The sequence below is a fragment of the Scytonema hankhaensis NUACC26 genome, from assembly GCF_045865695.1.
Classification (GTDB): domain Bacteria; phylum Cyanobacteriota; class Cyanobacteriia; order Cyanobacteriales; family Nostocaceae; genus Scytonema.
The window spans coordinates 66167-80143 of sequence record NZ_BAACAP010000241.1; the positions used below are offsets into that span (position 1 = coordinate 66167).

Genomic DNA, 13977 nt, shown 5'->3' on the forward strand with positions numbered 1-13977 from the left:
TTAAAAGTATGGGATCGGGAGAGAACAATGCTTAAAAGTTATGAAGCTATTTTTGAAAACGGTCAGATTAAATGGTTAACTTCAGAACCGAAAGTATCATCTGCTCGTGTGATTGTGACAATTCTGGAGGATACCACACTAGCAGTCAAGCGTCGGACTCCCCCTCCTTCCATTGCAGGTAAAGGTAGAACCTTGGGCGATCTAGTTAGCCCTGTTATTGAAGAACAGGATTGGGAATGTCTCAAGTAATTATCCTCGACACCCATTGACCGTTTGTTGAAGAATTCACGGCGTCATCAAGATTTGTTAAAAATAGCTTTAGATAATCCTGTAACTTGGTTAACAAAGCGGCTTAGTTGGTTAAAAACATGACATATATCACACCAAAAATACTTAGCAAAGAAAATTTTCTCTCCCAATACCGAGACGATCCCCGCTATGAACTCGCAGATGGAGAACTCATTAACATGGAACCTACAGGTCCTCACGAAACGGTAAGTGGCAAACTAGCAACCCAAATTGGGATTTGCCTTGTTGCAGAAAAACTTCCTTGGTTTATTCCGCGCACTTGCTTAATTTACCCCTTTGCTGATGCTGCAACAGCTCGTCGTCCTGATGTTGTAGTTCTTGATGAAACTGTTCTCGAAAGAGAACCTCTTTGGGATCGAGAACCTGTAATTACGCTGGGGCGTTCCATTAAACTAGTGGTGGAAGTGGTTAGCACTAACTGGGAAACTGACTATGCTCGGAAAGTCGAGGAATATGCGCTCTTAGGAATCCCTGAGTATTGGATTGTGGATTATCGAGGATTGGGAGGTGTAGCGTTTATAGGTAAACCCAAACAACCTACCTTTACTGTCTGTCAGTTAGTTGAAGATAGTTATATTCAACAACAGTACAGACTCAATCAATCCATTAACTCACCTCTTTTACCCAGTCTCCAACTTCGCCTAGATGATATTCTTCCTCGTTAACTCTTAACATAATTATCGTTTGCCTTTCAAAACTAACTTCACACTAGTACCTGGAGCTAAAGTCACTCCCCGCCGTTGAGGAATCTCTGGTGTCTGGCTCGCCAAAGTCATTTGATAGCGAGATATCATTGTGGCGAGAACTAACTTCATTTCAAACAACGCCAAAGCTTCACCAATGCAACGACGTATCCCACCTCCAAAGGGGGCTATTTGAAACAATACAAATCAGATTATCATTACCTGCGAATATATAGTAACTAGGCTGACTTGAAGAAACGAATAATCTCGCGAACGTGGTCTAAAAATTGCCCATCAGTTGAAAGCTGTGCTACGGCTTGTCGTGCTTCTCTTGCTAAACGTTCGTGTTCTGTCTGATTAGTAGCACGCAGTTCTTCAATATTAGCAGCAAGACGGGCTAACTCTCTGCGAGTTTCTTCTATGTAAACTTGCTGATTTGCAGCTAGGGAGTAAGGCTGTTCTGGATTCAGTTGTTCTTCAAGGCGCTTCACCGTTTCTTCAAGAATTTGGAAGCGAGAACGAAGTTCCACTATATCTTCACGTGGGTATGTCCATTCCTGACGAATCTTTGTCAACCTTGCATAGAGATACTCATAAGCACTGACAGCAGGACGCAACCCAGTCAATAACAATGCAGCACCAGAACCAATGTAACCAACTGCACTAATACCAGTTACCGCCAGAATATAAAGAGCGATCGCTGACAGTAAGTGTAAAGCAATGGCAACCAAAAGCGATCGCTTAGCCAAAATCTGGACATACTGCAACTGTTTTTCATCCACTGGAATGCCTTTATCAGTAGATTGCGAAGCCTCCGCCAACACTTCTTTAGCTTGAAAATGAACGTTCCAAGGCACAGTGACAATTGCTAATAACCACCAAAAACTTGCACCGCCAATAACCCAATCCAGAAAATTCCCAGTAGGCACGTGAAACCATTGCAGTAAGCTAAAAACCAGCAATACGGAAACCAAAACACCTATACTAGAACCAATAAAAAAAGTGAAATACATTCTGCAATACCTCCAATTACGCTCCCACCCCCATCATTGCTGTGAATTAAGAGTAAAGCAGAAATGCTTGTGATAGTTTTCCAACTGAATCCTGTAATAGTCACTGGTCACTGCTCACTGGTCACTGGTCACTGCTCACTGGTCACTGCTCACTGCTCACTGCTCACTGGTCACTGCTCACTGGTCACTGGTCACTGGTCACTGCTCACTGCTCACTGGTCACTGCTCACTGGTCACTGCTCACTGATTAAATAACTCCGCCAAGAACCCTCAATCCCACTTTCAGGAAGCAGTAAACGCCAAGTTTTACCTTCCTTTTGAAGTTGTAGGTAAAGTTCAAAGGGTTTTTGGGACTGCTTTATTTGCCGTTTTGGTAACTTGAATGTCAGCTCGTAGGTTCCTCGAACGCGATAAGTTAGTAAGTTTTGAATGGTTAGGGGCTGTTCTTGAGTAATTGACAGCCGATGAATTTCAAATCCTTGAAAATTTAAATCGAGTTGTTGGCTGAGTCGTTGCTGAGTCTGTTCTACCTCAATTGTAAGTGCTTTTTGAACCAATCGGAAAGTGGGTGCAAGTACACTCGTCGTACATGCACTCAAAAATATTAATAGGACTAGGCTAATAATTAACCTCATTTTTGTTCGGACTCCTGTGGCTCTAACTTACTGACTCCTTGGACGCTCTAAAATTACCGATTTTTGTAGGTGGGGCTATGCCCAATGCCACTCCTAGCAGTCGTGGGGGAACCCGCGCTCTTCGGGTGGCTCCCCTACTTGTTTAAGTAATCTTCTGACGGGAAGGGAGTAGCTGATTTCCACCGACTTGTACTGGTTACATCTATAGTAAAGAAATTATATATTCATCTTACTAAAGATATAAAGTTTTAGCAAACGTAAGAATTAATCGGCTGTACAAAGATATACTGTGAATGTAACTCAGTACTGAAATTTGCATTTCTCGTCAAGTAATAAAAACAACTATTGCAAGCTATTTGTTCAGCTTCATCAAAAGCCGATCTATACAAAATTGTTGAGGTTGTGAATTTGACTCGTGTAGAGCAGTAATTTCGTGTTGCCCTAAGTAATCTTATTGACTTAGGTAACGATTCTTTAAGAAAAAAATATCCGGAGGGCAAATTTTGAAGCCCGTATATGTGAATACGGTAGGGCATCACTGCCATATCACCCATTTTGTAAAATTACTATAAAATTTGATAAAAAAACAACATTTATAGAAAAAAATTACGTAACATTATTTATAAAATACGTAAATAAAAATGTTCTATATTTTACTAAAAAAACAATGACTATTGCTACGCAAGTACGTAATCAACTGTTCAAAAATCTCTATGAGATGTCATTTGTAAAAAATCCAGCTGAGTTAGAGTATCAATTTAATGTAAAAAATCATACTAAATACTTACCAAATCTATCTACTACCGATCGCGACATCGTAGATACTCTGAATACAGAGGGAGTTGTCATTACCTCATTAGAAGCGCTCTCAATTCCTTCAAGTTCGCAGATGTTTGAGGCAGCAAAAAACTTGATGCCAAAGATACCAACAATAAGTTCTGAGGATAAAAGTGATTACGTTGTTCATGCCACTTCCAAGCAAATTATGGAATCAAGAGAAATCTTTCTTTGGGGGCTAGAGCAACGTTTACTAAATATTGTTGAGAATTATCTAGGCTTGCCAGTAGCCTATCATGGCACGTATTTTCGTAGAGATATAGCCAATAACATTGAGAAGAAATCAAGGTTGTGGCACATAGACTCAGAAGACCGAAAACTGCTCAAAATCATTGTTTATCTCAATGACATCAATGAGGAAAACGGACCTTTTCAATATATTCCCCAGTCTTTAACTCCAGAACTCACTCACGCTCTGAGATATAAGCATGGGTATCTTCAAGACAAAACCATGGAACGAGTCATCTCGCCGTCAAATTACATATCTTGCACGGGATCGGCTGGAACAATTGTTTTTGCTGGGACTGCAAGCGTCTTCCATCGTGGAAAAATACCAGTGGCTTCAGATAGATTTGCGGTATTTTACGACTATACTTCCAGGCAACCGAAGTTCCCTTTTTATTGCAAGTCTTCTTTACCAGAAGAAGATTTAGTTCTTCTTTCTAGTCAGTTTTCCGAACAACACAAGCAATGCGTTTTTTGGCGCAAGTAGTGGTGTAAAGTTTATTTGAGATAAAACAGCAATCCAATACCAGCGATCGCAACTACAGCACCTGCAATTGCTCTGGGACTGACTCTCTCACCCATCCTAATAGCAAGAGGAATCGTAAATAGCGGGCTAGTCTGCATCAGAGTCGTAGCAATTCCCGCCACCGTAAATTTTACAGCAGTCTGTTGCAACCAAATTCCTAAGAAAGTCCCGCAGAAGGAAGCAAAAATAGCTGCCATCACAAATTGTCTTGAATGTAAAGTTTTGAACTGGTAGTTACCTTGCCTACTACGTAAAGCTATCCACAATAGGAGAATTAACTCTGCAGCACTTAAACGCAATAAAGCCGCCCACAATGGGTTTACACCGCTATCGATAAATGCTGCTCGTGAAAGTACCATTCCTGTCGCATTTGTAACGACTGCTAGTAAACTAAAGCCTATTCCCTTCCAAAAAGGAGATGCGAAAAAAGGTACTGCAACGTTTCTCGTATCTCCAGTTTCCCCCATTCCTCCATCGGGAGTGCGTTCTGTTATCACCCAAGCCACTCCCAGAATAGTTAGTAAAATGCCGCACCAGGCACTCAAATTTATTCTTTCTTGTAGAAAAACTAGAGCTAGTATGGCTGCTATTGGCGGCGCAAGGGTTCCTATAACTAGAACGCGACGCGCCCCTAAGTGATTTATAGCTGCTAAAAAGGCTGTATCTCCCAAACCAATACCCACAATGCCACTTGTTACGAGCAAACACAACGGCAAAATAGAAATGTTAGGCAACCATTCTCCAGTTATCGGGATAGTCAGTAAAAGAAATGCGATCGCAATAATCCCTTTGAGCAGATTTAGTTGTAACGGCGGAATACGTTCTCCCAATCGACCATAAATCGTAGATGCTACAGCCCACAGACACGCTGCAGACAAAGCAGCGATTTCGCCTTTAAAATCTGTCACTGATAATATTAAAGAAATATTAAAATTATTATTAATCACTTTTCCAGCTGAAGAATTTTCTAATATTTTAAAATAAACACTCTTATAAACATTAGCACTCTATGTACGCAACTGCTAAATTTTTTCTAGACAAACATTAGCACTCCTAGGAATTTATTGCTAATTTTCAACGTCAGAGAAATTAGCACTTCATTTGGCTTTAGTGCCAATTTTCTTAGTAATTGACCACTTCCTTTAAAAGACCAAAAATAAGGAGGATAAGAATGAAATACGCATTCGATCTTGTAGGTGTGTCTCCAGTTTTGGATTTTTTCACTCACCAACACCAGATTTGGCAAAAATCTCAGGATTTAGCTTTGGAATATGTTGGTAGCCACACATGCACGCTTGATGCATTTATTCAATTAATAGAACCCATACCTCTAAAGTGGGGTTGGGAGAAAGATGAGGCTATCAATAGTGCGATCGATTTTTGGATGAATCATTCAGAGAGTATATTGTATTGGAAGTCACGTTTAATAGATGCAGGTAGCGATAATGTACTGGTCGCAAGAATTGCAGATATTAAGGCTTTACAAGTGGAGTTTGACTCTTTATTAAGGACTTCCAATTAAAAAATGTTCTAAGGTTTCTTGTTTCTTGTGGTGCGGGCGTCCTCGCCCGTCTCCTTATGAGGAGTGTACGGGCGGGGACGCCCGTACCACAACAGACAAAAAAATATAATGTACTTCTACTTCTAGACCTTGAAAACTACTGCGATCGCTAAGAGACGTTGACTACTAAGCATTCACCAAATGAGCAATCGCAGTAGCCAACATATTAGGTTCAATTGGCTTAGATATATGAAGCGTGAAGCCAGTCCCCAGGAATTGTTTTCGAGCCGCGTCACTCGAAAATGTAGTGAGAGCGATCGCAGGTACTTTCCCACCTCGTTCGGGTGGTAGAGATCTGATTTCCCTAATTAGGGTATAACCATCCATACCGGGTAATCCGATATCGCTAATGAATATATGTGGCGGTCGTTCAATCAACGATGTCAGCGCCTCGTGTGCAGAAGCAACAGCACGGACGGAAGCACCGTAGCTTTCTAGGAGGACAACTAAAAAATTCCGGCTGTCTTGTTCATCATCGACAACAAGTACACTCACTCCGCTTAAATCCACAACCCGATGATTTGGAGTACTCTCTTGCGGCGTAAAGGAAGAAGAATGTATCAATGGAAGCCTCACAGTAAAAGTAGCGCCCTTGCCATCCCCAAGACTTTCTGCTTGAACAGTTCCACCGTGTAATTCGACCAAGTGACGAACGATAGGAAGACCCAAGCCCAATCCTCCAAACTTCCTAGAATAACTGCTATCTTGCTGGCGAAAATAATCAAATATATAAGGTAAAAAATCTCCTTTAATACCTTTACCTGTATCGCTTACTTGAATTTGAGCAAATGAATCAATCTTTTCTAAACGAATTGTAACACGTCCTGTAGAAGGTGTAAATTTAACAGCATTAGAAAGCAAGTTCCAAATGACTTGGCGCAAACGTTTAGGATCGCCAAATACCGGATCTACATCGCTATCAAGTATGGTGACTATCTCAATCGATTTAGCTCGAGCTGCAAGACGCACGCTATCGATAGCACCTGCAATGATTGTTGTCAAATCAATAGGACTGGGATTCAAATTTAATTTACCGCTGAGAATTTTAGATACACTTAGTAAGTCATTCACGAGTTGTATCTGTAAGCGAGCATTACGTTCAATAGTCGCTAAAGCTTCAGTGGTTTTAGCAGTATCTAACTTGCCACTTTGTAAAAGTTTTACCCAGCCTAATATAGGATTCAGTGGCGTTCGTAGTTCGTGAGACAGAACGGAGAGAAACTCATCTTTGATCCGGTTAGCTGCTTGAGCTTGTTCCAGGAGTTTAGTCCGCTCTTCCTCCGCCCGTTTGCGTTCGGTAATGTCTCTCAAAGACACGAGGTATGCTGTTTTCCCATACCATTCAATTTCCACCACACGCATTTGAGCAATTTTGTCAGAGCAAGGGTTTGTTACACTACTCCCTCGATCGCAACGACAAATATCAACTTCTGTATTGTCACCAGAAACTACAGGAAAGCCAAACGGTTCGCCTAACAGTTCCTCCTGTTTGCGACCAAAGAGATCTATGGTTGCAGGGTTGATAAAACGTATAATACCTTGCTTATCTACTACTACAATACCATCAACATTCTTAGCGATCAACGTTTGCAACTGTGCTTCAATTTTTTGTGCTGCTGCTTCAATCTGTTGCGTATGTTCTTTCTGCTGTTTGAGTTCTGCTGTCTGTTTTTGCAGTTCTTGCTCTAAATTAATTCTTGGCGATTGACTCTTTACAAACAGTGTTTTTCTAGCAATTACCTGTTCTATAACTTGAGGAAGACGTGTTAATTCATCTTGTAACAAGTAGTCTGTAGCTCCTGCTTTCATACATGTTACAGCCACAGAAACGTTGTTGCTACTGTTAAAAATGATAAAGGGAACATTTATCTCTCGTGCTTGTGCCAAAAGCAATGCTTCTGAAGCTTCCATGTCTTTTAGGCAATATTCAGCAACAATAACATCCCACTTCCGAGCTAAATGAGAAAGATAATCTTTTCTTGTTGAGATACACTTGCACTTATAATTCGGTGCAAAGCTCCCCTGGTTTAACAACGCCAGGATATTCTGAGTTTTTTCAGGCGAGACCAGTAGAAGCAAGATATTAAATTGAGCATCCACTTTTTTAGTTTGAATAGGTGAGTCAGTTTTTTATTATGAATAAATCATAATCACTTTTTAGCTCGGAATCGTATTACCTAAAGGCTTAAGTTTACAACTCTTTCTTAAGGAAGAGAAGCTCTGATACTAAATTTCATAGCGTTATTGCGGAATATTTAGCTCCATCATAACTGTTGGAGTATCTGATAAATCCCCAACAACTCGTACTTTTGGCAAAGGAAACTCTTTGATTAAAGTAGGGGTCAATAAGATTTTTTCGGCTTCAGCAACTAGAGGCTGCTCCAGTACATCAATAATAATTATCTCATGCTTATTTTTCAGATGTAACTCACACAGTTGAATTAAATTGGAGATGGCTTCCTGAGACCTATGTGTATACCCGGTAACATAAAGCTTGAGTAAATATCGCTCGCTCATCGATCTCTTCAGTCATAACCCACATATATTCACATTTCTTTATTAGGTTTATTATAAGTTTGAATAATGTAATTATTATTCATACTAACGAAGTATTTCTGTTAACCGATGGTTAGGGAGGTGAAGTGTCTCTATATATGCCAATCAGTTAATTAAACTACGTCAAAATGCTGACTAATTAGATTCCCGACTTATTTAAGAAGTCGGGAATCTAGATATTTCAATTTCTACAAAACAGATAGGATTGCTATAAAAAGAGTTAGGCATAGTTATTTGATTGAAGATGCTACTAATCCGTTTCAACATTAAAAGATGGCAACTGCCATTGTGCTCAATTTTTCTAACTCCATTTCTCATTTTGTTAATAGGAACTGTTAGCATTACTAGATGGTTATCTAGAAGGACAGAACACGAAGTTATTTACGCTGTAGTCAATCAATTGCAAGCAGAAATTAGCGATCGCCTCCACGCAAAACTAGAGAATTATCTAGAAGCACCTCATATTATCAATCGAATCAACTCGACTGCTATTAAACTCAAGCAGTTGAACGTGAAAGATGTTAATAGCTTGACACGTCAATTTTGGCATCAAAGGCAATTGCTTGCATCCAATATCTCAGCCATCTACTTTGGCAACACACAAGGAGAAATTGTTGCCATGAGGCTTCACGACAATCGTACTTGGAGAATTGGACAAATTAATGAGAAAACGATGAGAAAATACCACGACTATGCAATTGACAGCGAAGGCAATCCCGCGCAACTGCTAGAAACCGCTCCTGGTTTCGATCCACGGAAACGCCCTTGGTATACTATAGCAGTGCGGGCGAAGCGGGCTATCTGGACTCCTATTTACTTGGACTATCAAGGATTATCACTAACAGCAACCTTAGCTCAACCCATTTACGATCGCACTGGGAAATTGCTGGGAGTCCTTGGGGTTGATTACGATCTTTACCAAGTAAACGAGTTTTTACAACGTCAAAAAATTGCTCGCACGGGGAAAGCTTTCATCATAGAACGTTCTGGATTACTAGTAGCGTCTTCCACAACTGAAGACCCTTATGTACTAGATAAGCACAAACAGGTACGGGGTCGCTTATTAGCTGTTAATAGCCGAGTTCCTCTGATTCAATCGGCTGCAAAATATCTTCACAACCAGACTCCCAATTTTTTGGCAAATATCAAGCGTCGCCAATTGCTGAGTGCTGAAATTGACGGACAAAAGCTCTTCGTGCAAATCGTACCACTTCAAAATTCTTTAGGGATTGATTGGCTCATTGTTGTTGCTATTCCTGAATCTGACTTCACAAAGGAGATTGTAAGAACTCAACATCTAAAGGTTGTATTCTATTTGCTAGCAGTAGGAGGAGCGATCGCAGTAGGGATCGTAATATCTAATTATATTAGCAAGACAGTTTTGCGCTTAGCCCAAGCAAGTCTTGCCGTTGCCGATGGAGAACTGAGTAAGAACTTGCCTACAATAGGAATTTACGAACTAGATACGCTCTCACAAGGGTTTAATCGCATGGCATTTCAGTTGCAGCAATCATTTGCAGAACTCGAATATGCCAACCAAATTCTAGAACAACGAGTAGAAGAACGAACAGCAGCCTTACGCCAATCAGAAGAGAAGTTTTCTAAAGCGTTTCGGATGTCACCCCATCCAATATGCATTTCTAGTATGCCCGAGCGCCGTTTTGTGGAAGTCAACGATGCTTATGTAGAGAAATCGGGCTATTCTCGCGATGAACTTCTAGGTAAATCGGCACTAGAGTTCAATTTATGGAGTCCCGAAGAAGCAGAACGTGTGACTCAAATGTTACGCGATCGCTTAAGCGTGCATAATATTGAAATTAAATACCGTCGCAAGTCTGGTGAGATTGGTACGGTGTTGCAATCCTCTGAGTTGATAGAACTGAGCGGTCAAACCTACATTCTCACCATTAACAATGATATCACCGAACGGCAGCAAGTAGAATTAGCCCTGCAACAATCTGAGGAAAAGTTTGCCAAAGCTTTTTTAGCCAGTCCGCATATGATGGCTATTTCTGAGCTTCACGAAGGGGTTATCTTAGAGGTCAATCATAGCTTTCTTAGGTTTTGTGGACTGACTCGCGAGCAAATTATCGGTCGTACCATAGAAGAATTAAATGTTTGGGTTAATCTCGCTCGCCGAAACCAAATGGTTCAGCAGATTGTCACTACCGGTGCAGTCAGCAGTTTGGAGACAGAACTTCGTTCGGGTAGGGGTGAAATTAGAACTATCCTTGCTTCTGGTGAATTGATTTACCTCGACAGAAAACCGTGTATTCTGGGAATTGCTCATGACATTAGCGATCGCAAACAAATAGAACTTGCTCTAGAACAAGCCAAACAACAAGCAGAAAGTGCTAACCGCATCAAAAGTGAGTTTTTGGCAAATATGAGCCACGAATTGCGAACACCTCTTAACGCTATTTTGGGTTTTAGCCAACTGTTAGCAAGAGATCCATCGCTCAACCCACAACAGCAGGCGAACTTAAAAATCATTAATGATAGTGGCGAACATCTGCTGAATTTAATTAATGATGTCCTAGATATGTCTAAAATCGAAGCAGGTCGTACAACTCTGAACTTTGTTAGCTTCGATCTCTATCATTTGCTTGATTCTCTCAACGATTTATTTAGATTAAAAGCCAATACTAAGAGAATTCAACTTATCTTTGTTCGTTCCCCTTCTGTACCGCAATACATTTGTACTGACGAGAGCAAATTACGCCAAGTCTTAATAAATCTTCTTAGCAATGCAATTAAATTTACACAAGAAGGGTGTGTAGCATTACGGTTACATAGGGAAGATAACACCCTGTATTTTGAAATCGAAGATACGGGTTGTGGTATTGCGAGCGCCGAGCAAGAGACTATTTTTCAACCCTTTATACAATCTTCTCCACGAGAGTCGGGAACGGGATTAGGTTTAACGATTAGCCGCTCTTTTGTGGAACTTATGGGAGGACAACTGACTGTTAGTAGCGAGCCAGGAAAAGGTAGTACGTTTCGTTTCTATATTCAAGTAACCACGGCAGAAGTTATCGAACATCAGACGCGATCGCCCTATCAATTTGTTGTTGGACTTGCTCCCAACCAACCTCATTATCGCATCCTTGTTGCTGAAGATCGTTGGGAAAGCCGTCAATTCCTCATACAGTTGCTAGAACAAATCGGTTTTGAGGTACGAGGTGTAGAAAATGGTCGAGAAGCGCTTGCTGTGTGGGAAGAATGGGAGCCACATTTTATCTGGATGGATATGCGAATGCCTATCATGAATGGGTATGAAGCAACGCAACATATCAAAGCACATCTGAAAGGACAGGCAACTATTATTGTTGCACTAACAGCAAGTGCGCTTGAAGAAGACAAAGCTCTTGTACTTTCAGCAGGATGCGACGATTTTGTTCGCAAACCATTTCTTCAGTCCGCAATCTTTGAAAAACTGGCAGAATATTTACACGTTTCGTACATCTATCAAGCGGTAGATGACAAGCAAACAAAACAGCAGATTTCTTTTGACGAACTTGGGTCACTTCTTGCCCAAATGCCTGATTCTTGGATAGCTCGACTTCATACAGCTGCTACCCTTGCAGATTTAGACCTCATAACTCCCTTAATTGAGGAAATTTCTGGCTCTCATTATATGATATCAAATGCACTCCAAAATTTAGTGAATGATTTTCAGTATGACTACATAATGAATATAACTCAACAGCTTATAGATCGCGAATAGCATTTGTTTGCATATAAAGATTCTTTTAATCATAAACTTTTTTTAATATGGAACAGTGGATCGTATGGATGAACGCAAAGGTGACATTCTTATTGTTGACGATACTATAGAGAATTTAAGGTTTTTGTCAACAACATTGATGGAACGGGGATACAAAGTACGGAGCGTTACGAGTGGTGCTATGGCGCTGGTCGTGGCACAAACAGCGATCCCCAATTTAATCTTGTTAGACATTAGAATGCCAGGAGAAGATGGTTACGAAGTTTGTCAGCGTCTCAAGATGGATAAAGATACACGCGAAATTCCAGTCATTTTTTTAAGTGCTGCTAATGAAGTCATAGATAAAGTGAAAGCATTTCAGGTTGGAGGTGTAGACTATGTTACCAAGCCATTTCAATTGGAAGAGTTGCTTGCTCGTATTAAGACACATCTCAATCTTCAAGCAGCGAGACAAGAAATTCGGACGTTGAATGTAGAACTTGAAGAGCGAGTTCGCTTACGTACCATGCAACTCGAAAGAGAGATTGTGGAACGCCAAAAACTACAGGAAAAACTACTTCATTTAGCACTCCACGATCCTTTGACTAGACTACCAAATCGTGCTTGGCTGATGGAACGTTTGCAACAGATAATAGAACAGGTACAGCAGCATCCAAATTTTTTATTTGCTGTTTTGTTTTTGGATTGCGATCGCTTTAAAATTGTCAATGATTCCTTGGGGCATCTTATAGGCGATCGATTGCTGATTGCTGTCGCTCGTCGCATAGAATCATGTCTTCCTCCAGGTAGTACTCTAGCTCGCTTGGGCGGCGATGAGTTCACAATTCTTTTGGAAAATATTCAAAATCTCCAGGATGCCATTACAGTAGCAGAGCAAATTCTCCAAGAATTTACAATTCCATTTAAAGTCAGTCAAAGCGATCTCTTTAGCAATGTCAGTATTGGAATTGTGTTGGGAAGTAAGAACTACGAACAACCAGAACATTTACTTCGCGATGCCGATACAGCCATGTATCAAGCTAAAGAAATAGGTAAGGGTTGTTATCAAGTTTTTGACGCTGCTATGCATCACCGTGCCTTAAATTGTTTGGAAATTGAAACCGATTTGCGGCAAGCTATAGAACAGAATGAACTTGTGGTTTTCTATCAGCCAATTGTCTCTTTAACAACTGGTAACATAGTGTGTTTTGAAGCTTTAGTTCGCTGGCAACACCCAAAACAAGGATTACTTTCTCCCCATCGGTTTATTCCTATTGCAGAAGAGTCAGAGTTAATTGTAAAAATTGATTTGTGGGTTATGCGAGAAGCTTGCCGTCAGCTTCGTCTTTGGCAAGATGAAGGATTGATTGCCGAATCTATAAAGATAAGTGTTAATCTTTCCGTCAAACATCTTATCCGCACACATCTCATTCAACAAATTGATACTATCCTACAGGAAACAGGGCTAAATAATCAAGATCTCAAACTAGAAATTACTGAGAGTGGCGTGATGAGTAATGCGGAAATTGCCGCAGATATTTTAGATCGATTAAAATCTCGACAAATTCATTTAAGTATTGATGATTTTGGTACGGGCTATTCTTCCCTGAGCTACCTACAAAGCTTTCCTGTGGATACCCTTAAGATAGATCGATCTTTTATTACTTACATTCAAAATGACGGACAAAATACTGAAATTATTCGGGCAATTATTGCTCTGTCAGATAGTTTGGGAATACAAGCAATAGCAGAAGGTGTAGAAACGTCTTTTCAGGTACAACATCTTAAAACATTGGGTTGCGAATTTGCACAGGGGTATTTCTTCTCTCTTCCTTTAGATGCTAAATCTGCAAGGCTTCTACTTCAAGTTCCTCCAAATTGGTTGTCAGAGCAATGACTGAGCTTCTACTGAGAGATTCCCGCAAT

12 protein-coding genes are annotated in these 13977 nt (G+C 40.5%); 6 read left to right on the forward strand and 6 right to left on the reverse strand.

The annotated features are described in order from the left end of the window. Window positions 1–27 precede the first annotated feature (27 nt). Both ACKTT2_RS40800 and ACKTT2_RS40805 read left to right on the forward strand, forming a co-directional pair. Complete coding sequence (locus ACKTT2_RS40800) at window positions 28–249, forward strand: hypothetical protein (RefSeq protein WP_407897258.1); 222 nt, start codon at window positions 28–30, stop codon at window positions 247–249. 119 nt (window positions 250–368) lie between these two features. Further along, complete coding sequence (locus ACKTT2_RS40805; protein ID WP_407897260.1) at window positions 369–974, forward strand: Uma2 family endonuclease; 606 nt, start codon at window positions 369–371, stop codon at window positions 972–974. Window positions 975–986: 12 nt separating this feature from the next. Here ACKTT2_RS40805 and ACKTT2_RS40810 read toward each other — a convergent pair whose 3' ends face one another. The 3 genes from ACKTT2_RS40810 to ACKTT2_RS40820 all read right to left on the reverse strand — a co-directional run bounded on the left by ACKTT2_RS40810 (window position 987) and on the right by ACKTT2_RS40820 (window position 2640). Beyond that, window positions 987–1193, reverse strand: a complete 207-nt coding sequence (locus tag ACKTT2_RS40810; RefSeq protein ID WP_407897262.1) for a cytochrome P450 — start codon at window positions 1191–1193, stop codon at window positions 987–989. 38 nt (window positions 1194–1231) lie between these two features. Then, window positions 1232–2005, reverse strand: a complete 774-nt coding sequence (locus ACKTT2_RS40815; protein ID WP_407897265.1) for a hypothetical protein — start codon at window positions 2003–2005, stop codon at window positions 1232–1234. Between the two features lie 233 nt (window positions 2006–2238). Then, window positions 2239–2640, reverse strand: coding sequence for a hypothetical protein (locus ACKTT2_RS40820; RefSeq protein WP_407897267.1), 402 nt, complete (start codon window positions 2638–2640; stop codon window positions 2239–2241). Between the two features lie 667 nt (window positions 2641–3307). Here ACKTT2_RS40820 and ACKTT2_RS40825 point away from each other — a divergent pair. Further along, entirely contained in the window at window positions 3308–4189 is an 882-nt protein-coding gene (locus tag ACKTT2_RS40825) for a phytanoyl-CoA dioxygenase family protein (protein ID WP_407897269.1), read from the forward strand. 11 nt (window positions 4190–4200) lie between these two features. Here ACKTT2_RS40825 and ACKTT2_RS40830 read toward each other — a convergent pair whose 3' ends face one another. Continuing rightward, entirely contained in the window at window positions 4201–5136 is a 936-nt protein-coding gene (locus ACKTT2_RS40830; RefSeq protein WP_407897271.1) for a DMT family transporter, read from the reverse strand. Window positions 5137–5399: 263 nt separating this feature from the next. Between ACKTT2_RS40830 and ACKTT2_RS40835 the strand changes: the two genes are divergently transcribed. Further along, window positions 5400–5750 carry a hypothetical protein gene (locus tag ACKTT2_RS40835; protein WP_407897273.1) on the forward strand — a complete coding sequence of 117 codons (351 nt, stop codon included), beginning with the start codon at window positions 5400–5402 and terminating at the stop codon, window positions 5748–5750. 165 nt (window positions 5751–5915) lie between these two features. Here the strand turns inward: ACKTT2_RS40835 and ACKTT2_RS40840 are convergent, their stop codons facing one another. Both ACKTT2_RS40840 and ACKTT2_RS40845 read right to left on the reverse strand, forming a co-directional pair. Next, window positions 5916–7889 (reverse strand): ATP-binding protein, encoded by a 1974-nt coding sequence (locus tag ACKTT2_RS40840; protein ID WP_407897275.1) that lies wholly within the window; start codon window positions 7887–7889, stop codon window positions 5916–5918. 141 nt (window positions 7890–8030) lie between these two features. Beyond that, the gene (locus ACKTT2_RS40845; protein WP_407897277.1) at window positions 8031–8306 is read right to left on the reverse strand and encodes a circadian clock KaiB family protein; all 276 of its coding nucleotides are present in this window, start codon (window positions 8304–8306) and stop codon (window positions 8031–8033) included. 283 nt (window positions 8307–8589) lie between these two features. Between ACKTT2_RS40845 and ACKTT2_RS40850 the strand changes: the two genes are divergently transcribed. Together ACKTT2_RS40850 and ACKTT2_RS40855 are read left to right on the forward strand one after the other, a co-directional pair. Beyond that, on the forward strand, window positions 8590–12072 hold the full coding sequence (locus ACKTT2_RS40850) for a PAS domain S-box protein (RefSeq protein WP_407897279.1): 3483 nt from the start codon (window positions 8590–8592) through the stop codon (window positions 12070–12072). Between the two features lie 64 nt (window positions 12073–12136). Next, entirely contained in the window at window positions 12137–13948 is a 1812-nt protein-coding gene (locus tag ACKTT2_RS40855; RefSeq protein WP_407897281.1) for a two-component system response regulator, read from the forward strand. Window positions 13949–13977: the final 29 nt, after the last annotated feature.

Bases quoted from the DNA above. Each gene is read 5' to 3' on its own strand.
- ACKTT2_RS40800 (WP_407897258.1), top strand. From the start codon at position 28: ATGCTTAAAAGTTATGAAGCTATTTTTGAAAACGGTCAGATTAAATGG.
- ACKTT2_RS40805 (WP_407897260.1), top strand. From the start codon at position 369: ATGACATATATCACACCAAAAATACTTAGCAAAGAAAATTTTCTCTCC.
- ACKTT2_RS40815 (WP_407897265.1), bottom strand. From the start codon at position 2,005: ATGTATTTCACTTTTTTTATTGGTTCTAGTATAGGTGTTTTGGTTTCC.
- ACKTT2_RS40820 (WP_407897267.1), bottom strand. From the start codon at position 2,640: ATGAGGTTAATTATTAGCCTAGTCCTATTAATATTTTTGAGTGCATGT.
- ACKTT2_RS40825 (WP_407897269.1), top strand. From the start codon at position 3,308: ATGACTATTGCTACGCAAGTACGTAATCAACTGTTCAAAAATCTCTAT.
- ACKTT2_RS40835 (WP_407897273.1), top strand. From the start codon at position 5,400: ATGAAATACGCATTCGATCTTGTAGGTGTGTCTCCAGTTTTGGATTTT.
- ACKTT2_RS40845 (WP_407897277.1), bottom strand. From the start codon at position 8,306: ATGAGCGAGCGATATTTACTCAAGCTTTATGTTACCGGGTATACACAT.
- ACKTT2_RS40850 (WP_407897279.1), top strand. From the start codon at position 8,590: ATGCTACTAATCCGTTTCAACATTAAAAGATGGCAACTGCCATTGTGC.
- ACKTT2_RS40855 (WP_407897281.1), top strand. From the start codon at position 12,137: ATGGATGAACGCAAAGGTGACATTCTTATTGTTGACGATACTATAGAG.